Consider the following 25,876-nt stretch of genomic DNA (forward strand, 5'->3'; position numbering starts at 1 on the left):
ATTTGTAATTGATCTAATGATTTTAAGATTATCTATCTAAGAGCGAATATACAGAGAATTGAATTACTTCTTGTTCTCCATCGCTGCTTTCACGAAACTAACAAATAGTGGGTGTGGTTTTGCCACTGTACTTTTGTATTCTGGGTGAAACTGTACTCCGACAAAGAATGGGTGATTCTCTATCTCTACTACTTCTACTAATCCTGTCTCTGGGTTCCATCCTGCAGCAGTCATTCCTCCTTTTTCAAAGTCTTCTTTGAATTGGTTGTTGAACTCATATCTGTGACGGTGACGCTCATTGATTAATTCTTCAGCATATATAGCGTGTACTTTCGACCCTTCTTTTAATTGACAGTCCCATCCACCTAGACGCATTGTACCTCCTTTGTCTGTGATTGTCTTTTGCTCTTCCATAAAGGTAATTACTGGATACTGAGTACTTTCATTTACTTCTGTTGTATTTGCTCCCTCAAAACCTAATATATTACGAGCGTATTCGATAACAGCCATTTGCATTCCTAAACAAATCCCCAAGAAAGGAATTCTGTTCTCTCTTACAAACTTCACTGTTTCTATTTTACCTTCTATACCTCTTGAGCCAAATCCTGGAGCAACTAATACTGCATCAAGATTTTTCAATTTATCTGCTACATTATTAGCATTGATATTATCTGATTGTATAGAGATAATATTTACTTTTATTTGATTCTCAGCACCACCATGTACTAATGCTTCTAATATTGATTTATAAGAATCCTGTAACTCTACATACTTACCAACTAATCCAACATTCACGACGTGTTTTGGATTTTTTAGACGGTGAAGGAACTCATTCCACTTCACTAAGTCTGGTGACATTTTTTCTGGTAAATCTAATTTCTTAAGAGCTACTTTGTCTAACCCTTCTTGTAGCATTAAATTAGGAACATCATATATCGTGTCTGCATCGATAGACTGAACTACAGCTTCTGGCTTTACATTACAGAACTGTGCTAACTTTTGTCTGATTTCAGTGCTTAAATTGTGTTCTGTACGACAAACTAAGATATCTGCTTTAATTCCGCTTTCCATCAATGTCTTCACAGAGTGTTGCGTTGGCTTTGTTTTTAATTCTCCAGCTGCTGCTAAGAATGGTACTAATGTCAAATGCACAACAATTGCATTATTATCGCCCAACTCCCACAATAATTGACGTACTGACTCTATATAAGGCAATGACTCAATATCTCCTACAGTACCTCCAATTTCAGTAATTACGATATCATATTCACCTGATTTACCCAATAGCTGCATGCGCTCCTTAATCTCATTGGTAATATGAGGAACTACTTGTACTGTTTTTCCTAAAAACTCTCCTCTTCTCTCCTTTTCTATAACAGATAAGTATACACGACCTGTTGTTACATTATTCGCTTGAGAAGTAGGTACGTTTAAAAACCTTTCATAGTGACCTAGGTCTAGATCCGTCTCTGCTCCATCATTGGTAACAAAACACTCTCCATGTTCGTATGGATTTAATGTTCCTGGATCCACATTAATATAAGGGTCAAACTTTTGGATTGTAGCTGAATATCCTCTAGCCTGTAATAATTTAGCAAGAGATGCTGCTATAATCCCTTTTCCCAATGAAGAAGTTACTCCTCCAGTAACAAAAATATACTTTGTCTGTTTCATTTAGCTTGTAATTTGTTGTGTTGATAAGAATAAAACGGGGCAAAAATACAACTTTTAGACCTATTCTTCTAATTTTACTATATCTAAAACTACAATATTAGGCATAAATAATTGATAGACTCTAATAAACTTTATTCGCCTAGCTACTTGATGAATTGACTTTCAAGCACTTTGTACAGTGTTCGACTCAGATTAGGCTTAAGGGTTTTTCTACCATCCTAAACGACTCTCCTATTATACTGCACTACTTTACATCGCTAGTATCATACCCTATCGTACATCTATATTGTTTTTTCCTCTATTTCAGTCTAAGCAAACATTATTCTGTTTATCAATCGAAAGACAGAAGGTTATTTGGTTATCTCTATTCTAAATGAAAGTATTTTGCTTATAATATTCAAAATACCGAATTTTAACTAAAACTAAATGCCTAAATCTTTATTTTGTAATAAAAAACATATGTTTTTATGGTATTTATTAATTTATATGTAAAATATAACTTACATTTGCCTACCTAAAAAAAATGTAATGAACACAAATGACAATACAGTAAAAAGAGGTTTAAAAGCCAGACACCTTTCCATGATTGCTATTGGAGGATGTATCGGTACAGGGCTATTCATGGCCAGTGGAGAAGCTATTCGATCTGCAGGACCAGGTGGGGCTCTAATCGCTTATGCTGCCATTGGGTTAATGGTTTACTTCCTAATGACTTCACTAGGAGAAATGGCCACTTACCTACCCGTATCGGGCTCTTTTTCAACCTATGCCTCTCGCTATGTGGATCCTTCTCTAGGCTTTGCCTTGGGTTGGAATTACTGGTTCAACTGGGTAATTACGGTGGCAGTTGACGTATCCATAGCTGCTATTGTGATCTCCTATTGGGAGCCGATGACCATCATCCCTACTTGGGGCTGGAGCCTTATCTTTTTTAGTATTATTGTATTACTTAATATGCTGTCTGTCAAGGCTTATGGCGAATCTGAATATTGGTTCTCTTTTATTAAAGTAGTGACCGTTATCGTATTTCTTGCTGTCGGACTATTGACTATCTTTGGTATTATGGGCGGCGAATACATTGGTTTTAAAAACTTTAACCTAGATGATGCCCCTCTTTTAGGTGGAGACTTCTCTGGTAGATTTTTGAGCATTTTAGGAGTTTTTCTTATTGCTGGATTTTCTTTTCAAGGAACTGAGTTAATTGGTATAACCGCTGGGGAATCTGAAGACCCTGAAAAGAACATACCCAAAGCAATCAAACAAGTTTTCTGGCGTATCCTAATCTTTTATATTCTAGCGATTTTCGTGATTGGGTTAATCATCCCATATACTAGCCCACAGCTATTGGGAGCTGACGTTAGTGAAATTGCCAAATCTCCTTTTACACTTGTATTCGAAAAAGCACATTGGACCTTCGCTGCTGCCTTGATGAATGCCGTTATTTTAACCTCTATTTTATCAGCTGGAAACTCAGGAATGTACGCCTCTACCCGTATGCTGTACGCCATGGGGAAAGACGGTATGGCCCATAAAAACTTTCAAAAAACGAACAAACACGGGGTTCCAGTACTAGCTTTACTGGCAACTGCCTTGGTTGTCATGGTTATCTTTGTCATACAAGCCAACTTTGAAAAAGCGGTAGACTATGTATTAGCAGCTTCTGGTTTGACTGGATTTATCGCCTGGCTTGGTATTGCACTAAGTCACTACCGATTTAGACGTGCCTACGTCAAACAGGGCAAAGATATCAATGACCTAGTTTATAAGGCTAAATGGTTTCCTTTCGGTCCTATCTTAGCTGTGATCTTATGCGTATTGGTGATCATCGGACAAGATTCTAAATTGATCTTTGAAGGGGTGTTTGACCTAGAGGGGGTGATCATAACCTATATGGGAATTCCTTTCTTCTTGTTTTTTTACTTCTATCACAAATTGAAATACAAAACCAGTATTGTCCCTCTAAATGAGGTCGATCTATCTAAAAAATAAAAACATAGAGTACCAGCTTTTTTGCAAAAGCTGGTTTTTTTTTACCTTTTTATGATGACATTGCATTTATTGAAGCTTAACTCCCTATTTTAAAACTAGAGACGTGTAAAAAGAACTAATCACTATATCCAAAACATTCTCCAAAAAAACTTATATTTACAACTGCATCGGCAAAGTAAACAAAACAAAATAGATACTCTTTATCAAAAATTGCTCGATGAGAAAATTGAGAGGTATAACTAATCTTCCTTAGCCCACTAACTCTCACAACTTGATTTACTAATCTAGACGGGGACTATTTTCTTAACAAACACAGTATTGAGAATTACCGCTTTAGTCATTGTACAAGGCTCTATTTTTACAACATATACCTTTTATTTGTTGCCAACGGTGCGGAATACGTGCAGTATTCCTGAGGTATACTAGCCCAGAAGGCACTCCTTGGCAAGAAAAGGTCAAGAATACTGCACGTATTGCCTGAATAAATAACCTCAATGATACATCAAAAAAAAGAGCAACAACAATTGTGCTACTCTCTATTTTTAATCGCTATCCGTTTATTATTTACTTGCTAGCTTTACCTTATCCCAATATTCGTTCATCTCCTCTACAGATAGATCTGCTATACTTTTACCAGCTTGTACTGCCATCTGTTCGACTCCTTGAAAACGATTAATAAATTTATTATTTGCACGAGCCAGTGCTTTTTCAGGATCTAGTTTGACAAAACGAGCATAATTAATTAATGAAAACAACATATCTCCGAATTCCTCCTCCATTAATTCTTTATCATCCTTTACCTCTTCGACTTTGAATTCCTCGATTTCTTCCTTAAATTTTGCCCAAACATCTTCTTTATTATCCCAATCAAACCCTACTCCACTTGCTTTATCTTGAATGCGATACGCCTTGATCAGAGCTGGAAGACCTTTTGGCACTCCGCCTAAGACTGATTTATTACCTTCTTTTAGCTTTAGTTTCTCCCAATTTGCTTTCACCTCTTCTTCATCTTCGACCTGAACATCTCCGTAAATATGCGGATGTCGATAAATCAACTTGTCCGAAACAGCATCAGCAATAGTCTTGATATCAAACAGACTTTGTTCGCTGCCGATCTTAGCATAGAATACTATATGCATCAACACATCGCCTAACTCTTTCTTTAGCTCCTCATTGTCTTGCTGATCAATGCTATCTGCCAATTCATACACTTCTTCCACCGTCAGGTTTCTCAAGGACTCAAAGGTCTGCTTAGCGTCCCATGGACATTTCACTCTAAGCTCATCCATGATGGTCAGTAATCGGTCAATGGCAGTCAACTGCTCTTCTCTTGTATGCATAGTGTTGTCTTGTTTTTTTGTGATACGAAGGTATAAAATAAAAGCTCGTAGAAAGGATTCTACGAGCTTAAATATTGTAACTATCGATAACGTTTAACTATTTAGCCTCTTCTTTTACTTCTTCTGTAGTTTCAGCTGCAGAAAAAGACTCAGCGATAAGACCTCTTTTTTGTAAAATGTTATACCAGTTTAATACTTTCTTGATATCAGAAGCATATACTCTCTCCTCATCAAACTCAGGCAATACTTCTCTAAAGTAAGCTACTAACTCAGGGTTAGCTGACTTGTGAGAAATAGCTTCTCCATTATTTTCTTTTGTTGCAATACTTTTGAATACGTCAAATAATTTGATTTCATCATTGTATGTATAGATAGATATTTCTGACAATAAACTAACGTTATTTCTTAATCCTACCGTGCTTTTCTTTCCATCTGCTATTGACTCAGCGATAAATCCTGTGCGAGTTTGCACTAATAACTCATATAACCCTGGCTTTCCCGAAATAGCTAATACTTTTTCTAAACTCATTTTTTTCTAAATTTTCACATTAAGATGCACAAATATCTTAAATACTAATTAAATTCCAATTTATTTATCTTCCTTTTTTTTGAGCAAATCTCATTTTATAATCCGTAAATATTTTACCTTCTAAAATATTTGTTAGTTTTTTTGAAATTAACTTCTTCTTCAAAGAAGATATTTTATCCGTAAACAACACACCCTCAATATGATCGTACTCGTGTTGAATCACTCTAGCGGCTAATCCATCGAATACCTCTTCATGACGCACAAAGTTTTCATCATAATACTCGATTGTAATTCTTTCTTTTCTTTTTACTCCTTCATGAATATCAGGAATACTTAAACACCCTTCATTAAAGCTCCACTCTTCACCTTCTTCTTTCAATATTTTAGCATTGATAAACGTCTTCTTCAATGTTCTTAAAAACGCTGCTTCTTCTTCTGTATTGCCTTCTAATTCAGCAAAAGGTGCTGCATCAATAACAAATAAACGTATGGGTAAACCTACTTGAGGAGCTGCTAATCCTACTCCACTAGCTGAATACATAGTCTCATACATATTTTGAATCAACTCTTGTAACCCAGCGTAATCTTGAGTAATATTATCACCTACTTTTCTTAAAACAGGATCACCATACCCTACTATTGATAATATCATAATATCTATTTCTAAAAAATTTGAGTGGCAAAATTAAGGAAAAATAAACGAATAAATAATCTTCTAAATTATTTTTGGTATTTAATTTGTTTTATCTTGCTTACGTAAAACCTAGCGTTGAGCATTGAAAAAGAAAAATAACCACATGTTAACTAAAGCAAGAAAATATACTGATAATTCCCACTTTTCAGAATCCTTAAAGATTACCATATCAGCCGTTGTACCCTTTTTAGTATTAATGCCTTATGAGCAGTTTAACTGGGCCTTCGCAGCTGCACTTGGGGCCATGCTGACTGCACCTGTAGATATTCCGAGTAACCTAAAAGACAAATGTGTTGGATTGATCGTCGGAGCCTTTACTGTGCCAGCGGTTACCCTTACCCTGTCGTTAGCAGATGGACACTGGTATTTCTACCCTATTTTTGTCTTTATCCTATTCTCGCTTAGTATGATCTCTGTCTATGGACACCGAGCGAATATGTTGTCATTTACAGGACTATTAGCAGCCAGTTTAGGACTAGCACATACCTATTCGGGAAAAGATTTATTAATGCACTGTTTAATGCTCCTATTGGGAGGGTTGTTATACTTATTAGTTGCCATTATCTTCTATTTCGCCAGACCTCGTAGATACGGAGTTTTACAGACTTCTGAATGTATGACTCTGACGGCCAAATATCTTAGATATCGCGCCAAACTGTGGAGCGACAAGGCAGATAGTGAGAAAATTGTAGAGGAACTCTTGACTATTCAAGTAAGTCTAAATGAAGTCCATGAAAATTTGCGCGAGTTTCTAATCCGAAACAAAGCTAATTCGGGTAACTCCTCAAACAACCGTCGACTATTAGTCGCTTTCTCTACTTTAGTAGAAATACTAGAAATTGCTGCTTCTACATCATTTGACCACCAAAAAATCAAAGAATACTTCAAAGATCGACCAGATATTATTGCTGACTATCAAGTTTTAGCAATCAACTTCTCTAAGACGATAGAAGAACTTAGTGAAGCGCTTAACATGGGGTTAAAATATGAATCAAAATATGATCTAACAGCCCAATTACATGGCATACAAGCTAAACTAAGCGACTTTGCCTCTGAGGAGACTTCAGCAGACAAGGTAGAAGCAATTGTATTGTTTACCAATGTACTACACTATGCGCAAAGTCAGATATCCAAAGTATATGCATTGGAAAAAAGCTTAATTGAAAAGGCCTTCACAGCAGATGTAAAAGAAAAATTCAAAGACCTCGAAAAGTTCTTAACTCCTGTACATTACCGTTGGGAGACTTTAAGAGAAAACTTAAACTTTACTTCAACAATATTTAGACATGCCACTCGATTGACCCTGACTATCTTAATCGGGTTCTTAATCGGAAAAGCCTTTTCGCTTTTAAATGCTTACTGGATATTACTGACTATTGTCGTGATTATGCGACCAGGTTTTGGACTGACCAAGCAGCGTGCCTTTGAGCGTGTGATTGGGACAGTGATCGGAGGTTTATTAGCCTTAGGGTTACTAACCTTTGTTTCTAATATCAGTATATTAGCCTACCTGACCGTTATAACCATGATTATTGGCTATTGGTTTTCACATACAGATTACAAAGTAGGAGTTACCTTTATTACGATGTATGTTATATTGATTTATGCCATACTGACTCCTGACTTTATGGACTTGCTAGTCTTTAGAATTGTCGATACTGTAATAGGTGCAGCCTTAGCCTTTGCTGCTAACTATTTGCTATGGCCTTCATGGGAGTTTTTGAATGTCAACACTCATTTGTCTAAATCTGTTAAAGCTAATAAAGAATATGTAAAAGAAATCTCCCTACTCTACAATGAAAAAGGAGAAGTGACTCTACCATATAAACTGGCAAGAAAATATGCTTTTATTGAGATCGGTAACTTGATGGCTTCGTTTCAACGAATGATCCAAGAGCCTAAATCCAAACAAACGCTTAGGGCTGAGATCTATGAGTTGGCTGTATTGAACCATACGTTCTTATCTACTACTGCTTCTATAGGTATCTATGTACAGCACAAACATACCACCAAAGCATCTAAAGCCTTTAATGTAGTCATTGATTATATTATAAAAAATCTGAGCATCGCTGTAAAACTATTGGAGCAAAACAAAACGATAGTAACTGAAAAACCAGACACCGGTATAGTTATAGAGGAGTATAATGTCAGTTTGCAGTATTTGAAGGACTTGCGTGAATACGAGTTAAAAAAGAAGTACACCGATGACGAAAAGATCAAAAACCTGATGGAAGAATCAGTGTTAGTAATCGAGCAACTCATGTGGTTATCCCAATTGTCAGAAAAGATTGTCAAATTGAGTAGAGATATTGCGGAAAAGAGAAATGAGTTACAAAAAGCAAAGAAACTACACTTGACAATACCCAAAGCAATATTTAATAAAAAGGGAAGTAAGCTAAGCTAACCCTTAAGAAGATAAGAAAAGCGCTAATTCTACAGTTAGAAATTAGCGCTTTTTATTTAATTATTGATTGTCCACAAAGTCCTGTAAGTGGCCGAATCGGTCTGTGAGCTTACCGTCTTTGACAATTGTTGATTTCTGAAGTATCTTATCTTTATCTCCATTGAAGAAAGCAGGTAAAACTTGCTCAATAAATAACTCTCCAAAACCTTCGCTTGCATCTTTTGGTAATTCACAAGGTAGATTATCAATAGCCATCACTGTGATAGCAGCAGGGTGATCATACTCTACTTCCTCCCCTTTGCCAGGATGATAACCATAGAAAGGTTCAGCGACTGTAGATGCTCTTAATGTAGAAGCAATTGGGCCTTGATCAACGTCACAAGATACATCACCAATAACTTTAAGCTGATTCTTAGGAGAATTAAGCATCTCTTTTGTTAAGATCTTAGGTGCACCTTTCTCAAAAAAATGTCCAGTGATCAAGATATCAGCAACGCGACTATACTTTTCAAAATCACTCTCAAACAACTCTGGATGCTGATAAACATCTTCTTTTACAGCTTCACTACCATCAATACGCTTGTAGTAGTCCGTCACGCCAATTTGGGTATAAACTGGACGATCATACTTCTGAGTCAGGAAATGCTCTGCAGAGACCTTCTTCATCTTCATACCGTCAAGTATCTCCATGATACCCTTGGCAACCTTACCTGTTCCGGTAACGACAATTTTAATTGGAGGAAAGAATTGTTTTTTCAAGCGATAGACTAAATCCTCTTTGTGCTGTAGAGTCTCTGCTTTAGCAAGAGAAAATAGTTCATACTTGAGTCCAAAAGCGCGTAAAGTATTATACGCTCCAACAATTCCAGCATAACGACCAAAGCCAATGATTCGCTTATTGTTTTGATCGACTAATGTTTCGTGATCCATTAATGTAATGTTCTTTTCAATGCAAGCCTGTAGTATCTTGCGATTATGTACTTGTTTTTTTATAGTATGCGAAAAGAAGATGTAAGTTTTATTGGGTATAAGTGAATCTACAGGAACTTCCTTTACTCCGATGAGTAAATTACAATCAGTCAAATCCGAGGAAAGTTCAAGCCCTTCCTTAGTATAATCTTCATCTGGAAAAACCCTAATATCAGAAGGCTCTATCTTTATACTCAACTGATTAAAAGCACTTAAAGCTTTAGAAGCAGTCTTCGGACAAAGGACAACACGCCTATCTGGAGGGGATTTCCGCTCCTTAATAATTCCGATTTTCATAATGTAAAATTGATTAGTTTTTTTGCTTGGTTTACCAAATATAGAATTTATTTTAGTTCTAGTTGATTTTTTATAATAAATACTACTTATTTTTCACAAATAAGCAAATAAACAACTCATAGTCAGCTAAGCCAATTTAATCAGTGATATAAAAAGAAAAAGCCCTTGCGAAAATTCAAAAACTTCTTATATTTGCAGTCCGTTCTTAACAGCAGAAGCTAGTTATAGTACACAATGGGGTCGATCGGTATTGACAGCGAGTGGAATTAGTTAGTAAGCACGTCGAGCGTTGTTATGTAGCTCGTAAATATCATGTAACGACTTTTTTAAACGGCGAAGAAAACTACGCTTTAGCTGCATAATCTGAATTATAGTAAGATTGCCTTTAGTTTCCACCAGGTGGAAGAGCTGAATTCTCCTTAAGAGCCTTGGTTTGTGGCGCTTTGTTTAGGGGAACCGTAAAATAGACCTAGAAGTATTGATATCTCTAAGATACTTCGAAATTTTAGAGGTTAAGCTAAGAGTGGTTGTTTTTTGCCAAGCTCTTAGTCGAAAATTTAAAAAGAAACTAAACGTGTAGAAAGCTTTCTGATTGCTTGTTTGGACCCGAGTTCGATTCTCGGCGACTCCACAGAAAACAAAAATAACCACTTGATTTTCAAGTGGTTATTTTTTTTAAACTATTTTTTTGTATAGTTTTTGTATAGTTTTAAAAACTAAAATACTTTCGATACTTAAATGCAAGCAATCCTATTACCGAAACAGGAAGTATTACCCACAGCCAATTGAATTGCTTCCTATCGACAACCTTATCTTTTTCAGCTATTTCAGTAGTTTCATTTTGCTTAACTTCTACATCATTATCGATAACTTTGTTTTTTATTTCTTCTTTTTCAACCTTGTCAATTTCTCTTTTTGATTTAACAGAAGGGTTGTACATAATTACATCACTTCCTTTTTGAATTATCGAGTCTGCCCTCAAGTCTAATTCGTAAATCAAATTGCTAAACGAGTCTTTATTTAAAACCAACTCCTTTACTTTTGTCTTATCTACAACCTCGTTATTAACTTTTTGCTTAGAAGTTTTAGTTTCTAAATTAACCTTCCTGGCACCGCAGCTAAGGAAGGTCAATATTAATATATAGAATAGCAATTTCATTATAATCGTCTATTTACTGAATTAAATACTTGTTTTAAAATATCAGCGTAATTCGGAGCGGTTGCGTAACCAGCTTTAGCGACTTCCTCAAAGAACCTACGCGGATCGTGCTTAAACTCAAGAGCTGTCTTGTAACGTGGATTATCTTCTAAGAACTGATAATACCCTTTAAAACTATCGAACGGCGTTGGGTATACGCTGAAGTAGTCTTTAACGATATATTTAAACATCGGTTTGCCCTTACGTGTAACTGGAGTTATAGAAATTATTTCAGGGAATTTATAATTTCGATGCGACAAATACTCCGTTGTTGTGATAAGTTTATTTTTCATATTCTTAGCATACTTAATTCCGAAGTAATTATTATGCTTAACGTGCTTCCCCCAACCAGTTTCAACGGCAGACACGGTTAGTAAAATTCTAAAATCCATACCGTAGATATCCTCTACAGTCTTAGCATCTGCCCATCTATCTTGTATGTATGTAGTCGCATTATCTGCTTCTAACGCTTCTAGTAAATTGTAATCGTAATAAGCCATTATTCCTCTTTATTTTTAGTTTCAAAAAATGCTTTTAAATCTCCATTCTTTTCAAAGTCATAGAGTTTCTTCATTATAAATTCGGGTGGATATTTTCCATTTGTCATTATATAGATGTTTTTCATAACCTTACTCGTTGGATAGAGCAAGGTTGTTATTTGAATAGTAATTTTAAATATCTCACCTGCTAGATTATCACCAGCTGTATATCGCAACATTTCTAGCATTACATACACCACGCTGACCGATCCTGCCATGAACATATTACGCTTAAAAAATGCGGGCCAACTGAAGCTATTATTCTTAAAATGAAATATAGCGCCAACTATCATGTTGATAAATATAGCCATACACATAAATTGCCCGAATTGCTTATTTTCGCTAAACCACCAGGATATTAAATCTAGCAACATAGCTATTGGAGCAAGACGAATTACTACTGCTATATAATAATCTAATCTATCTGATATCTTTACGAATGGCTCTGTAATCAGAACCAATTTTGCGAAGTATTTTAAAATCAATTGTTTCATTACGCTGTTGTTGTTTGACCGATTATTACTTGACTATAAGGCACCGAACTCTTTTGTCCTGGTCCTGGAGTAGTTAGATTTACTTGAGCTGTAAATGAAGATTTATGTGTAACCTTTCCATTTACTATTCTTACCGCATGGAATGTTCTTGTAAAAGTAGGACTAGTTGTTTCATATACTGGGGGCTGACCTGGCATTGAGAAACCTAATCTTCTACCATAACCTCTTTCAAACGAACCAGTAGTTATATACCAACCATTATCTACTTTACTCCCTAATTTATTATTAGACTTATAGTAATATCCTTCGTATTGTTTATTATGCTCAGATTCAGGATTCTTACCTGAGTGGTAACTATATAAATAAGTTACTGTCTCAGGACTAGCTCCTACAACTGTCCAATATTCTCCCTCAAAACCTTCATTACCTGTACTGCTCCAATAACTTATTTGCTCTTTGAAAAGAACATCTAAATACACCCTAGCCATTGTTTCAGTAAATGTACTTCCATCAGATGCCTTAGTGTATATAGTGGTAGTATAGCTCTCTGCTATGTAGTTAGTATAAATAATACCACTTGTTCCAGCACTCCAAGTTTCGTTACCTTGCTCGTCAAAAAATTTTATAGAAGGGACACCCGTATTATCTACACCGATTGTTATTCTATCTCGCAATTCATTGTCGCGAAATTTAAGACCATCTTGGCTGCTTATTTCTAACTTACGGTCATTTGATACAATGTTATTATTTTCAATTCTAAAGCCTCCAATTGAGCCAAATAACGCCTCAATTCTACCTGATATCTCAGCATCCTTAGCTATAATCTTGCCGAGTATTCCATCTAAAATTAGGTTAGGATTAGACAGGCTGGGCTCCTGACTAACAAGCTTTTGATCCTTGAAAATAAAACCTGCTAAATTAGCTTGCTCAGCAACAATTATCCTAACTGCTAATTGCTCTAGAGATGTAAGTTTTACAAATTGATTTGAAGGATTAACACCAGCAGTAACGTTGTTTAATCCATCTTTTAATCTCCACCATGTGTCAGTAGCTCTGTGATATATATAATCTATAACATCTGTGTTATTCCTGTATACATCTCCAGATGTCCATTCTCTCTGTACAACCATTTGACCTTGCTTACCAGGTTGCCCATCTCCACCATCTTTTACCTTACTAATTGAGATCGTGTCTTCGTACTTCTGATTATCTTGAGAAGTAACAACTACCTTATACACCTCTACAGTAGCTACCTGGCTATTTGAAATACTAAAACTTGAGCTAGTTCCAACAGCTGTAGTGCTAGTCCCTTTATACCATGCATAAGATTTAGGAGTAAAACCATAAGGCTTTGCCTGCAAGGTTATACTCGCAGGACTAGAGCCTTGAAATTGATTTCCCGTAGCTAATATTCGTACGTATTTTACCTTTTCCTTAACCGATATAGGAATTGTTCTTTTTACTGACATATCTTATTGTGTATTAGCTTCCATGTGCAACTTGATATTTCCTCCCTCTGCAAATACATCGGCGTACGAAATATTATATTTAGCACCCGTTGCGGAATTACCTATCAATTCACCATTTTGACGAGCCTTTTGATACTTAAATGTCCACGAGCCACCTGCACTTGTATTTGTCCCCATTATTACAACACGCGGAGTTACAATAAGCGTCTGTCCCTCATCGATTGAATCGTAAGGGATATTCGTTTCATACACAATATCATAAGGATCTGTTTCGTCCCTTACCTCCATTAGAGTCTGTGCAACAACAACATTGTTTTCCTTAATCGTACAAACGAAAGTAGCTGTTGTATCAACTTGGTCCTTAGTCACCTTGTAAGTTTTCTGAGTCGCTCCCGGAATTGTATATCTAAAATCAGCAATTGTATCATTTTTCAAATCTAGCGTTTCGTCCAGTGTTACCTTACTCCATTGGTAGGATAATCCGCTTGTTACTTCTACACCGCCTTTTTCAAGCACAGCAACTAGTGTAACCTCTTGATGGTCTTGTGTGATAACAGCACCTCGATTCGCTTGGTCTAAAATATATGCTCTATAGGTGTTAGGACTTACATTTTCCCTATTTACTTCTATATTAGCGTGCATATCGTACGTAAATCCACCGCTACTTACCTTAGCTGAAAATTCAATAAATGCGGTAGTATTTACGCCTACCATGATATCGTCCTTAATTCGTAAAGCAGGAACTTTAACCGAGCCAATCGTATGCTCAAAAACTTCGAATCTTGTATCTTCCGATGTTATCTCTTGACCATTCCATTTCCACACCTTATTACTCATAACACCTCCCGACAACGGAAATGAACTCTGAGCCGACAAACACTGAACATACACCTCTCTATTGTTGTCAGCTTCTTTCCAACTATCGAAAATATTATCATTTTGAAACTTCGCAACTAAAGGCTTAGGAGCAATTAATCGCATTGTCATGCTATCTGCTTTTTTTACAACCGATAATGTGATTGAACCTCTTACTAAATTTGCCATGTGTCTAATATTTTAAGTGCTTGTGCTGTTGTTAATTCTGTCATCTCTTCTGTAACACTTACATTAGCAAGCGTTAATAAATCTTTTTTTAAAATCACTTCCTCTCCATTTGTCGGATAAGGGTGGTTATCTTCTATTAAGCCTAATTCCTTAGCTTTATCTATACTCAATTTTACGTATATCATAATTCAATTATTTCATATTCAACACCCTTACCGCTTGCTATAAATGCTTCGATTTTCGAAAATGGAACTTTTATTTTTAATCCTTTATACTCGTATGTACCGTCTGCTTTTTTCCACCAACCAATCGTGAAAAAATCACTTGCATTTTCAATAACACCTTTATTGTTATTGAAAACAGCTTCGAATTGTACAAAATCTGTATCGGGATTAACGACTTCGGGATAGTGTATTTCTACATCATAATCACCGTAGCTCTTCTTTAAAAGTTTTTCTGATTTGTAAAGTGTGTCGGGTTTTATACTAGGTCGGTAGCCTTGTGGTAGGCTTGTTTGTTCTGCGTAGTAAGCTGTTTTTTGAGTGATTAATTCTTGAAGGTCTAGTTTTGATGGTGACCAGTTTGTAGCAGTATCTCCCTTTTCAAATTTCGGACTCGACTGCATAGGATATGATATTCTTAAATATTTTACATAAGATGGAACTATATAAGAAAATATATCCTCGGGGTTAGGTTTCCTACCTAAATAATTTTTATCCTTATCATACCAAGCCCATCTAAAATAACTATCTTCTGTATTGGTTATTTTAGTAAACCAATACTTACTACCGGGTAATACTTCGATATAATCAGTTGTAGCGTGTCCTGTACTGACAACAATATATCCATATGAATCTACCCAATAGTTTTTTAATTCTGATTTCCTAATAATCAAATTCTCCCCCTCTCCACTCAACAACCCTCTCCACTCAACAACCTCTGCATCAGCTTCTACTTTTTCTGAAACTAACTCATTGAATTTCTCTGTACAATCAGCTACTTCAACTTGAAAAACATTACCTGCCTTACTTGCATCTGTAACAACAAGCCTATCTGTTTTCTCATCTAACTCAACACCGTCCCTTTTCCAATAATAAGCCGCAGGTACTTTTTTCGCAGAACGCATTAAATCTGCTTGCAACACTAATCCTTTTTGATTAACAAAAGGAAATTGCACAGAGCCGATTGGAGCTGTTAGCTTTAACTCTGCTTGTGCTACTGCTTCTGTCACTGTTATTAAGCTAAACGACCTTTGAAACTTAGCTACACGCTTGCTCTTAGGTTCCATGTATTTAGCTTCAAATTCGATTGTTGTATCGTCACTATCGCTTATATTTTTATAGATTGTTAGCTTTCCTTTTTCTTCGTTTTGCCCAATTTTGAATTGAGCATTTGTAGAAGAAATAACATCTCCATTTATTTTCCACATAACGTCGGTAAGAGCTGAATTAACAACTCCCGATACTAAGTTATGTGGGTCTAAAACTTCGCACGTTACTAATAAAGTCAGTGGGTCTAATCGTCTATCAGGGTGGAAATAACCCGTATTAACATCATAAGTTTGACGTTGATTTCCCGATAATGTTGTTGCACTATCTGACGTACTTAAAGGCTTATATTCTATACGTATGCTTTGCTTTTGTATCATTTTCTGCTAGTTGAATTTTAAAGTTTGTGTGATAATTTCCCCCTCTACGATTGCTTGACAAGTGAACGTTATTGAACGCTCGTAAATGTTATTTGTGAAGTCTTCGGCTGTTAGATTTAGAATGCGTTGCTTTTTATCGATTGACCAAATTGCGTCGCTGTCTTGATCTTCTTGTGTAGTTCCTGAGGTGCGGAACCATTGCCACGCAACAGCTTTATAAGTTATATCCTTCCAATACCTCTGAATAGTAGGAGTTAGAGTTGTGTTCAGATCATCAGCAGTTAATAGGAATCCCTTAGCAGAATCTATAAACATATTATTTGAATCATAGCCAATAATATCATCAACATTATCAGCTGATAATCTTATATCTAGAGCACCTGATACAACGAAGCAATTATTTGAAGATATGTATTTTAAGACAATCACCTCTAATGGCCTTAAGTAGTAATTTTCTAAAGTGTATAGGAAGATAGGAATGCCTGCATTAGAGTTATGAATTATTGTTATGTAATCACTACGATTATTCCTAATTGAAACTTCACAACCATCAGCTAACTTGTCTACTTCAAAACCAAATAAACCATTCTTAACTCCTTCAACAAATGAATTACCACCTATTACATCTATATTTCTATTGGAATCTGACACACTTAATAACCTATCCATATTCACCTCTCTCCAGGAATAACTAAGCTTAGATACATAATCCCCTAAAGCATCAGATCCTAAGTTATTAATACCCTCAGCATCAACATATATAAATAGATAAGGCAGCGAATTATCTAAAATAGGTTTTGAATAATAATCCCCTTCAACTCCCTGAATAACCTTAAATTCTCCTAAGTCAGTAGCTACTATAACATCTAACCTCTTATTAGAAATAGTAGGGGATATCATAAACTCATAATTAACAGGATTAGACAACACATCTCCATTAATCTTCCATTCTGAACCAGCATTAACAACTATATTATTACCTGACTTAAAATACCCAGCATCATGTATAAAATAATCACTATCAGATAGCTTATTAATTTTTTCGTCTAAATACTTGAAGTTACCATCTACTTCACTTGATGTAAGTTGACTTCCCTTCTCTCTTCTATATACTATCTTATTCGACATAATCCTCTACACAATAATCATTTACACAATAAACCCGATCCTTGACTATTGGACCAAATGGCTCTCCTGGTACTCTAACAAAAACAACATGTCTAACCCAATATTCCTCCAGTCGTTGTGAATAATTCTTCATATACATTCTCACACATCGTTATCTCAGTTCTACCTTCGCTAAAATCCATCTCTAACCGAGTAGGAATAAACTTCTTAGAGCCTCTCCATTTGAATTCCAACAACTCATTTGGCGATACAATCCCTAGAGCCGTGCCGTCAACTTTAACATGAACTCCAGGCTGAATCGAATGAGTCATAGCTGCATAACAATAACCAAACCTTCTACTCTCATTCACTCCTGATCTCTTCCAGCTCTCCCTCCAAGATTTCTGCTCCTGCATTCCTTCTCGTTTGAAAATAAAACGCTTATCGGTATTGTCCTGAGCGTTGTCAATATGATATAATTCAATATTCATTTTCGTTGAATATCTCAAATCAGGTCTTATTAACTTCAACTCATAATCCTTCTTAGCGATTATTTTCATTTTTATTTCTTGAATTCCAACCTCTTCAAATGTTCTTTCCATTGGATTAACCAATACAGGAGGATAAATTCTTACTTGCAACCAGCCGCTCTTCGAAATTGAATAGCGTTCCTTTTCTATCTTACCAGTTAATCTCTTCCTAGTTTCTATGAAATTTTTATTATAATATACTTGCTCCTTCCATTCAATTGAGTCATCTGCATACCTTAACTCTAATGCATCTCTCAAATAGTTATTTGAATTAGGAAAATTACCCCATAACACCTCATTGTTCAATAACACTTCATATCTAAGTGTATATCCAAATTCGTTATTCTCAAACCTATCCTTAGAAGACAGTCTTGAGTAAGCAACAAGTTCTAATTCAAAATCTAAATATTTATATAACCACACGCTCGGAACCTGCACCCAAATAGGATTCTTAAGCTCCATATAAGACCCAACTACATTACCCTCATTCCTAATACCACCAACACCTATATGCACTGGTGATGACTTATTAAAATCAGGAATGACTTGCCCTGGATGAGTCCATTTAGCAATGTATTTACCATCCTTAGGTACGGGACTAAAAGAAGCATCTCCGACAAATCTCCAATTAGGATTTACCTTCCAACTATCCATAGCCTCTATTGGGCTATAAATCTTCTCACACTCTAAGTAACCTTTTTTAAACAAATCATTCTGCTCTGCTAAATCAGCACTAACTTCAACAGTCTTCCATGGAGATACTACAGATATATCAGGATCAGCATAAAACCTTCGATTTTCTACAGGTTTATTTAAATTCTCCATTCCAATAAACACACCTGAACTATCATACTTATAACACTCAATAAGCTCCTTATGCTGCTGATTAATACCTATAATGTACCACCTACCTTTCCAGGTATATAACTTACATCCTATATCATGAATCAAGCGCTCAAGAATATCATAAATCTGATCCTTTTTTTGTGATCCTAGAAATTCTACATCCGACTTCTTATATTCGTCAGCATACATTTTGCAGTCAAGGTATATCTCATGCCAGGCATAGCCATTAGTAGGCATTATAGCAGGAGAAAATAAAATATCTTGACTAAGCCCTGTTGCTTTTAGACATGTACTAATAACGTCAATAACGCTCTTTTCCTGAGAGTAGTAAGAATAATCGACAAACTCCTTCCCCCTTAAAATACCCAAACAATCAGTAGCGGTCATGGACACAAATAATGTAGGTGATTTATAAGGCTCTGAATATTGATCTGGAAGTAAATATCCTCTCCATAACAACTCATCATTCTCGTCTGTCAAATCAACTCTATATCGATCTTCAGCCCCTGTATATAGATGAAAAAATTTCCCATCAACACCGTCTCTAACAAGTAAATCAAAAACAAGAGATGATGCCATAATCGACTGATACTTATCGTCTGAACCATCATAAGACAACTTAATAGAACTTCTTGCTGCTTGATTCTCAATAGTTTCAAACTCCAATTGAGAATCAATATCAGCAACAAGAATATTCGTATCCATATCAATAATTCTAATCCTAACCTGCTTCATTATCCTATCCTATTACCGCGTTTAGCTGTTCTATCCAACACCAATCGAAGCTTAGTACCATCCAACTCAAAACCACCTCCAACAGTGACATGAACTGGACCACCACCTCCAACTGGCTCTATTAATTCTTTTAATTTGTTTAAAGGAGCAATAACTTCAGGGTTATTTGCTGCTCCAGCGTACTCACCCATTAATCCAAATGTAGGTCCTGAAACTATACCACCATCAGCAAATTTTGGAATAGATGCAAATGCACCAATAATACCAGCTATCGCAGTAGCGATGAATGCTGGCGTTGTAAATACAGCCGCTGGACCTGTGCTATTACCTGACTGAGTAGCACCTACAATAGCGTTAGCCATTGCGTTAGATAATGCCATTGACATTAATTTAATAACTACACCTGCCATTGATTGCCCAAATCGCTCTAAACCACTCTGAGCCTCCCCCATTGATCCGACAAAATTCTGCCCAAACTCATTGAACGCATTGCCAACTATGTCAGAATACATTATCGCTTCTTCTTGTTTTTGAGCTAAAGCATCACTAGCTAATTGAGACTGTAATGTCAACTCCTGCTGTAGTCTATTAATACTCTCGGAAGCATTATCGAATGAAGCTTCATCTACTTTAGCTCTCAACGAGAATTCTAAATCAACAATCTCACTTTGTAAAGCCCTGTATTTTAAACTACCTATTTCAGTAAGCTTAAGGTCTTCACGCTTCTTAGAAATCAAACTCTCAAATGCCGATATTGTACCTTCTGGAATAGGCTCTACTAATGAGATTGCAGATTGCTTTTCACGTTTTGTAAATAAAGAATCTAGCTTCTCTCTAACCGCTTCAATCTCATCTCCAAATGCTAAATAATCCTCTCTTGTTAATGCTGTAGAATCTCTTAATTTCTCTAATGCAGCTATTTGAGCATTATAATAATCAGCAGAACCCACCTTAGCATCAGAATCACCACCTCCTGAAAAATCATCTTCAACAACTACTTTCTTTTTCTTCTTCTTACCAGATTCTTCTTCTGAAGCAATTAAATCATCTAGAGCAGACACTTGCTTATTAATAAGATCAATATCTCGCTCCTTCTGCTTTAAATAAGGCTCATATCCTGCCTTAAGCTCAGCTGCCTGCTTTTCTGTAATATTTAACTTAGATATATATTTATCAAGTTCTTCGCGACTCTTAATAACTACCTGGTCCCCATAACCAATAGCTGCCCACAATTTATCGAATACATCTTGAGAAAATCCACGCTCACCTAAACCACTTAACTCCGCATCTATCTTCTTCTGAAACAACTCCGTTTTTTTAGCTAGAGCTGCCTGCTCTACTGCTTTTTTATTCAGAGCTTTTATGTAATCATTTATTTCATCAGTAGCTTCTCTAGTATTAATCTTTTCAAGCGTTATATTCTTTAAATAAGAGGGCGAAATAGCGTTCAATTTCTTAATAGCTTCTTCTCTTTTTGCCTTAGAAACATTCTCATTTCTAGCTATCTTAAGAAGCGAATCTAACTCTGCTCTCTCTCTAGCGATACTCTTCTGAGCCTGAGATTGCACATCTGATAATGTCTTTTGAACTCTTGCAGCGCTATCTGCTTCTCTTGTATAAACGTATAACGCTACACCTAATGCCGCAACTGCAGCTGTTATTGATGCAATAGGATTAGCTAATATAGCTGCATAAAAACCTTTTAAACTTGCAGTTGCTGCCAAATAACTCTTTGCTATTTGTGGTAACATTCTCACCATTGTTCCATATCCAACTAACAATGGACCAATAGCCGCAGCTACACCCCCAATCGCAACTATTGTAGTTTTAGCAGCATCACTCAATCCAAGAAACCATTTTGAAGCATCCCTTATCAAGATCGTCATACTTTTAAAAGCTGGCTCTAACACCTTCCCTATTTGAATAGACACGCCTTCTAATGCAGATTTCATTTCACGCCAACTACCGCCAACACCACCTTCCATTTGATCACTCATTCTCTTAGCTGTACCAGCAGAATTAGTAATCGATTTAGATAACTTATCGAAATCTTCAGGAGCAGCATTAACAATTGCTAGTAATCCCGATATAGCCTCTTGCCCTGCTAACATACCAGCATACTGACCCTTTTGAGCATCAGTAAGATTTGAGAACTTATCTCTAATCTGATCTAACACTTCACGAAGAGGCTTCATACTTCCATCTGCATTCTTAACCTCTATACCTAAATCAGTTAACGCTTGCTTAGCCTCTCGTGTAGGCTTAACCATTCTAGTCATCAAAGATCGTAACGCTGTACCTGCTTTTTCTCCCTTTATTCCTGCATTAGCCATTAATCCGATTGCTAGAGACAAGTCTTCTACCTCATACCCGAATGAACCAGCTAATGGAGCAGCATACTGGAATGCTTGACCTAGCATTCCTACGGTTGTATTAGAATTACTTGCCGCTGCTGCTAACACATCTACAAAATGACCAGCGTCTTGCGCACCCTTATTCATAGCGGTCAATCCATCTGTTAAGATATCAGCAACCATTCCTAATCCCTCACCACTTGCTGCAGCTAGATCAAGCACTCCTGGTATTCCCGAAATAATTTGTTGAGTCTTCCAACCAGCTAAAGCCATATAATTCATAGCTTCAGCAGATTCACTAGCTGTAAAACGAGTAGAAGCACCCATTTGCTCAGCTGTATCGGTAAGTTTATTAAATTCTTCAGCAGTAGCGTTAGTAGTAGCTTGAACCTTGCGCATACTATCGTCAAAATCCATATTCAACTTACTACTAAAGCCTGCTAATGCAGCCAATGGAGCAGTCAAATAAGTACTCATTTGAGTACCTATCTCTTGCCACTTTTTCCCATGTCTTATGAATTCTCGATGCGTATTCTGCATCTCTCTAGAGAACTCACTAAGATCTGCCCTAAAAAGGACATTTATTTGTGCTAAACCCGCCATTAATCATTCTGCATTTTATCCTACAATTTTTCTCTCTTCATCTGATCAATCTTATCCCATCGACCCTTCATGTCTTCAAATCCTTCTTCATTTTGACCATTATCTAAAATATCTTCCTGGTCCCAAGGGAAAGGTAATATTTCTCTAATACTCTTATTCTTACTCTTAAGATGTGGTCGAATAACAGCATCATATATTGTCCTAACTTGCTCCCAAGAAGTTTTGGTTTGTCGCTCTGTTTTTTGATTCCAACCGACTTGTATATTAGAAAATTGGCGTGGTGTCAAAGTATATAAATAATTAATATCTAATCCTATCTGACCACACGCCAATGCTTCTAAATCATCCCAAGTGAAATCTACTTCTTTACTTGAGCTGTTTTTTTTTTTGATCTTCATTTGATTTAGGAAGAGACTTCATGAACTCAAGAACAATTTCTTGCATCTTCTCAGGGTTAACCATAAGTGCATCAACAGCATCGTCAGAATCTAAATCAAACCCAGCATTACTTGCTGAAGCCTGAACTAAATCTCCAAAAGTGCTAAGCTGATCAAACCCTAACTCATCCTTATTTTGAAACGATCCAAATCTTTCAAACACCCCATTAATTGAGTTAATTTTCCATTTTTCACTTAGTCTTCTTAACACACCATAACCAAACTTAAGCTCGACAAGCACATCTCCGACTTGTATTTCAATCTTCTTCATAATTAAACTGTTAATCGACTTAATTCTAAATCACCATTACCTTTAAAACTAAAACTAGAAGTAGAACTACTTCCAACCTCTGCACTAATAGAAGTTGACTCAACATAAGCCTTACCCTTTAATAAAATATCTCCAGACTTACCTGTTGTCATTTCAACATCAATCTCCTTACTCTGCAATTGTAGCTGCAATAAATCAAAGAAATCATTTTGCGTACTCGCCGCTGCCTTATCAGCCGTTAACGACTCCGCACTAAGCGACCATTCATAGTTCGAAGGCACATTCACTGTACCATCTGTATCCTTTGTCGCGATAGCTTCTAGAGTTGTAGATATTGAAATCTGACAACTCGTAGAGTGATATAATGTTTTTCCATCTACACTCAATCTCAGGTCCTTACCTTTATAAATTTGCCCCTCAGCCATACTTACATTATTAAATTAAAATTCACGTTAACATATATATATCGATTTTCATCGTCGAACACTACTTGAGTAGATTGAAATTCTGCATTAGGCATCTCATCTACAGATATTTTCATTTTATCAGCAAACGAAATAGCCTTCATATAATTTTCAGGCTCATAACACAGTGATAATGTTGAAGGAAATACCCTTGCATTATCCGTTAACTGCGGTGATTCACCTATATTATAAACAGCCATTGGAAACTTCTTAGACTGTTCGCTTACAAATAATGGAGATAACCGATCATTCATCTCAGATATAAAATCAGAATTATTCCTAAAATAGTCGTATATAAATTCACTAGCCTTCTCCATTACCTACTTAACTTATTTATTCTCTTTTGAATAAACTGAGAAAACTTCTTCTCAGCCTCTGTAGTCACTTGACCTTTAGTTTGATTATAAGCATCTGTTAAGAATGGCTGAGGCTTAGTCATTCTAGCCTTACCCATCTGCCTTAACACAGCTCTTTCTTTTTTTGTTTTTCTCGTTTTGTTATTCGCAGAACCCTTCGAATTGTTTCTTACTGTAGTAAATCTTGAGTTGTTTTTAAAAAACAATTTAGAAGACTTAGAAGCTCCAGCGAAATACTCATGCCCTTCATGAACAAAGTGCGCATACCAGCCGTCAAACTTCCTCTTAGCCCTTGCTCCTACAATAATCGTAGGATTAGAACTCCTACCCGTTATTAAACCCAATGACTTTTTTAAATTACCAGGTTGTATAAATTTACCTCTAGAATAATGTTTGTTTTTAGACACTGGAACTATTGACTTAGATACTTGAAGAGTAGGTTTCGCGATCTGCCTTAAAATAGCTAAACTTTCTCTTCTCTTATCCTTATCATCTGACAATAACTTAATCTTATTTGTCAGCTCCTGAAATCCCTCAATATCTACCTTAATTCTATTGCTCATTTACACATTTTAAAATAAGATGACTCCTTCTTCCTAATTGAGACACACTCACAACATTATATCTCACGCCACAATCTTCAATTAGCATTTTAAAACCATCCCTCTCAATATCAGAGCGCCATCGGATAACATACACCCTACTCACACTACTCATTACTGCCATATCAATATCTTCTGATCCAAAATCGCTATGTAATTTCGCCCAAGGTTCACTATATACCTCAATAATAGATTTCTCTTGACCCACTCTATCTTTAGAGTTAACAACTTTCAAAATCTTTATTTTGCGATCCATCTGTCCGATGTAAGGTTTTCTTACAGCCATTTTCTATAAGGTCTTAATAAATTATTTACTGCTGTATTATTGCCCTGACTTCTATCTTCACGTTTTTCAAACGAATCACCAATCATAAGTAAAATAGCTGACTTAATAGGTCCTGGTAAATCTTCAGAATCATATCCTACAGACAACACAACCTTAATAGATTGCCCTGGCCTTAATTCAACATCTCTAAATACTATTTCATAATGTTCTGGACCACGCTTAACTTGTGAGTAAGAAGAGATAGGAAGAGTAATTGAATCAACACCCTCTTCAACTATCTCAACTTCCTCAACAGAATCATTTAAAGAGAAACGCTCTACAACAAATGATTCAGGGTTATTAACAAATAAAAAAACATGACTCTTATTAATTATCCTCTCTGTATACATTTGAACTTGTGAAATAGCAGACGCTATTGCAACTTCCACCAACTCGTCCTCTTCATTATAGTCAACATCTAAGCGCAAATGCTTTTTTGCCAACTTCAAACTAACCAATTCAACAGCATTCACTGCAACAACATCTGTATTCACAACCAAAAAAAATTAATATGAAAGGATTTATTTTACACTAATTCAGCATACCTAGCTTCCACTACTTCTGCTGCAACCTCCTTGTGCAATGCAACTTCTTGCCCTACATTATAAGGAAGTTTAAATCTACCTGCTGGAGATAATAAGAACCTGACAATTGTCTGATCCTCTGACTCAACAACTTTACTACTCACTTTTGAAATAGAACTAATTTCATTTTGTAAGTTAGAAATAATAACATCCTTACTCTCCAACAAATCACCCATTCTAACTGCTTCCTCACCCTGAGTTTTCACCACCTCTTGTAATTCAGCAATTCTAGAATCTCTATCTGATAGAGTAGCTTCTAACTCTTTTACTTTATCCAACAACACAACATCTTCATTGTTAGAAGCTACTTCTATATTATCTAGAAGAGAAGGAGCTCCAGCCCCTTGCTCTTGTTTTTTAACCTCTTTAGCCAT

The 25,876-nt window shown here is 36.1% G+C and carries 25 protein-coding genes and 1 other RNA gene; 3 read left to right on the forward strand and 23 right to left on the reverse strand.

Going from position 1 to position 25,876, the window contains the following annotated elements; all coding sequences use genetic code 11:
- Window positions 1–63: 63 nt before the first annotated feature.
- Complete coding sequence (locus GJV77_RS00385) at window positions 64–1,674, reverse strand: CTP synthase (protein WP_155034375.1); 1,611 nt, start codon at window positions 1,672–1,674, stop codon at window positions 64–66.
- A 528-nt stretch (window positions 1,675–2,202) separates the two neighbouring features.
- Between GJV77_RS00385 and GJV77_RS00390 the strand changes: the two genes are divergently transcribed.
- The gene (locus GJV77_RS00390) at window positions 2,203–3,663 is read left to right on the forward strand and encodes an amino acid permease (RefSeq protein WP_205012522.1); all 1,461 of its coding nucleotides are present in this window, start codon (window positions 2,203–2,205) and stop codon (window positions 3,661–3,663) included.
- A gap of 560 nt (window positions 3,664–4,223) precedes the next feature.
- Here the strand turns inward: GJV77_RS00390 and mazG are convergent.
- The 3 genes from mazG to def all read right to left on the reverse strand — a co-directional run bounded on the left by mazG (window position 4,224) and on the right by def (window position 6,184).
- Window positions 4,224–5,003, reverse strand: coding sequence for a nucleoside triphosphate pyrophosphohydrolase (gene mazG, locus GJV77_RS00395; protein WP_155034376.1), 780 nt, complete (start codon window positions 5,001–5,003; stop codon window positions 4,224–4,226).
- A 97-nt stretch (window positions 5,004–5,100) separates the two neighbouring features.
- A complete protein-coding gene (locus GJV77_RS00400; protein ID WP_155034377.1) occupies window positions 5,101–5,532 on the reverse strand; it encodes a DUF5606 family protein in 432 nt (143 codons plus the stop codon).
- A gap of 64 nt (window positions 5,533–5,596) precedes the next feature.
- The gene (gene def, locus GJV77_RS00405; RefSeq protein ID WP_155034378.1) at window positions 5,597–6,184 is read right to left on the reverse strand and encodes a peptide deformylase; all 588 of its coding nucleotides are present in this window, start codon (window positions 6,182–6,184) and stop codon (window positions 5,597–5,599) included.
- Between the two features lie 145 nt (window positions 6,185–6,329).
- Here def and GJV77_RS00410 point away from each other — a divergent pair, with 145 nt between their 5' ends.
- Window positions 6,330–8,630 (forward strand): FUSC family protein, encoded by a 2,301-nt coding sequence (locus tag GJV77_RS00410; protein WP_155034379.1) that lies wholly within the window; start codon window positions 6,330–6,332, stop codon window positions 8,628–8,630.
- Between the two features lie 60 nt (window positions 8,631–8,690).
- Here GJV77_RS00410 and GJV77_RS00415 read toward each other — a convergent pair whose 3' ends face one another.
- A complete protein-coding gene (locus GJV77_RS00415; RefSeq protein WP_155034380.1) occupies window positions 8,691–9,896 on the reverse strand; it encodes an NAD(P)-dependent oxidoreductase in 1,206 nt (401 codons plus the stop codon).
- A gap of 236 nt (window positions 9,897–10,132) precedes the next feature.
- Between GJV77_RS00415 and ssrA the strand changes: the two genes are divergently transcribed.
- Window positions 10,133–10,530: a transfer-messenger RNA gene (gene ssrA / locus GJV77_RS00420) on the forward strand.
- Window positions 10,531–10,605: 75 nt separating this feature from the next.
- Here ssrA and GJV77_RS00425 read toward each other — a convergent pair.
- The 18 genes from GJV77_RS00425 to GJV77_RS00510 form a co-directional block, all read right to left on the reverse strand.
- A complete protein-coding gene (locus GJV77_RS00425) occupies window positions 10,606–11,055 on the reverse strand; it encodes a hypothetical protein (protein ID WP_155034381.1) in 450 nt (149 codons plus the stop codon).
- Complete coding sequence (locus tag GJV77_RS00430) at window positions 11,055–11,594, reverse strand: glycoside hydrolase family 73 protein (protein WP_155034382.1); 540 nt, start codon at window positions 11,592–11,594, stop codon at window positions 11,055–11,057. The genes GJV77_RS00425 and GJV77_RS00430 overlap by 1 nt, the downstream gene beginning before the upstream one ends.
- Complete coding sequence (locus GJV77_RS00435) at window positions 11,594–12,127, reverse strand: hypothetical protein (protein ID WP_155034383.1); 534 nt, start codon at window positions 12,125–12,127, stop codon at window positions 11,594–11,596. Before GJV77_RS00435 ends, GJV77_RS00430 begins: the two co-directional genes overlap by 1 nt.
- Complete coding sequence (locus GJV77_RS00440) at window positions 12,127–13,596, reverse strand: hypothetical protein (RefSeq protein WP_155034384.1); 1,470 nt, start codon at window positions 13,594–13,596, stop codon at window positions 12,127–12,129. Before GJV77_RS00440 ends, GJV77_RS00435 begins: the two co-directional genes overlap by 1 nt.
- 3 nt (window positions 13,597–13,599) lie before the next feature.
- Window positions 13,600–14,640 carry a hypothetical protein gene (locus tag GJV77_RS00445; protein WP_155034385.1) on the reverse strand — a complete coding sequence of 347 codons (1,041 nt, stop codon included), beginning with the start codon at window positions 14,638–14,640 and terminating at the stop codon, window positions 13,600–13,602.
- Window positions 14,628–14,825: a hypothetical protein gene (locus GJV77_RS00450; protein WP_155034386.1), complete on the reverse strand. Its 198-nt coding sequence runs from the start codon at window positions 14,823–14,825 to the stop codon at window positions 14,628–14,630. Before GJV77_RS00450 ends, GJV77_RS00445 begins: the two co-directional genes overlap by 13 nt.
- Complete coding sequence (locus GJV77_RS00455; RefSeq protein ID WP_155034387.1) at window positions 14,822–16,288, reverse strand: hypothetical protein; 1,467 nt, start codon at window positions 16,286–16,288, stop codon at window positions 14,822–14,824. The genes GJV77_RS00450 and GJV77_RS00455 overlap by 4 nt, the downstream gene beginning before the upstream one ends.
- 6 nt (window positions 16,289–16,294) lie before the next feature.
- Window positions 16,295–17,416: a hypothetical protein gene (locus GJV77_RS00460; protein ID WP_155034388.1), complete on the reverse strand. Its 1,122-nt coding sequence runs from the start codon at window positions 17,414–17,416 to the stop codon at window positions 16,295–16,297.
- Window positions 17,417–17,508: 92 nt separating this feature from the next.
- Window positions 17,509–19,506 carry a hypothetical protein gene (locus tag GJV77_RS00465; protein WP_155034389.1) on the reverse strand — a complete coding sequence of 666 codons (1,998 nt, stop codon included), beginning with the start codon at window positions 19,504–19,506 and terminating at the stop codon, window positions 17,509–17,511.
- Entirely contained in the window at window positions 19,506–22,463 is a 2,958-nt protein-coding gene (locus tag GJV77_RS00470; protein WP_155034390.1) for a phage tail tape measure protein, read from the reverse strand. The genes GJV77_RS00465 and GJV77_RS00470 overlap by 1 nt, the downstream gene beginning before the upstream one ends.
- A 20-nt stretch (window positions 22,464–22,483) precedes the next feature.
- On the reverse strand, window positions 22,484–22,861 hold the full coding sequence (locus GJV77_RS00475; protein ID WP_155034391.1) for a hypothetical protein: 378 nt from the start codon (window positions 22,859–22,861) through the stop codon (window positions 22,484–22,486).
- Window positions 22,830–23,171, reverse strand: coding sequence for a hypothetical protein (locus GJV77_RS00480; RefSeq protein ID WP_155034392.1), 342 nt, complete (start codon window positions 23,169–23,171; stop codon window positions 22,830–22,832). Before GJV77_RS00480 ends, GJV77_RS00475 begins: the two co-directional genes overlap by 32 nt.
- Before the next feature lie 2 nt (window positions 23,172–23,173).
- On the reverse strand, window positions 23,174–23,596 hold the full coding sequence (locus tag GJV77_RS00485) for a phage tail tube protein (RefSeq protein WP_155034393.1): 423 nt from the start codon (window positions 23,594–23,596) through the stop codon (window positions 23,174–23,176).
- A gap of 2 nt (window positions 23,597–23,598) precedes the next feature.
- Window positions 23,599–23,952 (reverse strand): hypothetical protein, encoded by a 354-nt coding sequence (locus GJV77_RS00490; protein ID WP_155034394.1) that lies wholly within the window; start codon window positions 23,950–23,952, stop codon window positions 23,599–23,601.
- A complete protein-coding gene (locus tag GJV77_RS00495; RefSeq protein ID WP_155034395.1) occupies window positions 23,952–24,554 on the reverse strand; it encodes an HK97-gp10 family putative phage morphogenesis protein in 603 nt (200 codons plus the stop codon). The genes GJV77_RS00490 and GJV77_RS00495 overlap by 1 nt, the downstream gene beginning before the upstream one ends.
- On the reverse strand, window positions 24,544–24,879 hold the full coding sequence (locus GJV77_RS00500) for a phage head completion protein (RefSeq protein WP_155034396.1): 336 nt from the start codon (window positions 24,877–24,879) through the stop codon (window positions 24,544–24,546). The genes GJV77_RS00495 and GJV77_RS00500 overlap by 11 nt, the downstream gene beginning before the upstream one ends.
- Window positions 24,870–25,412 carry a head-tail connector protein gene (locus GJV77_RS00505; RefSeq protein WP_162521545.1) on the reverse strand — a complete coding sequence of 181 codons (543 nt, stop codon included), beginning with the start codon at window positions 25,410–25,412 and terminating at the stop codon, window positions 24,870–24,872. Before GJV77_RS00505 ends, GJV77_RS00500 begins: the two co-directional genes overlap by 10 nt.
- Window positions 25,413–25,444: 32 nt before the next feature.
- Window positions 25,445–25,876, reverse strand: coding sequence for a hypothetical protein (locus GJV77_RS00510; protein ID WP_155034398.1), 432 nt, complete (start codon window positions 25,874–25,876; stop codon window positions 25,445–25,447).

This window comes from Myroides pelagicus (assembly GCF_009711055.1).
Classification (GTDB): Bacteria; Bacteroidota; Bacteroidia; order Flavobacteriales; family Flavobacteriaceae; genus Flavobacterium; species Flavobacterium pelagicum.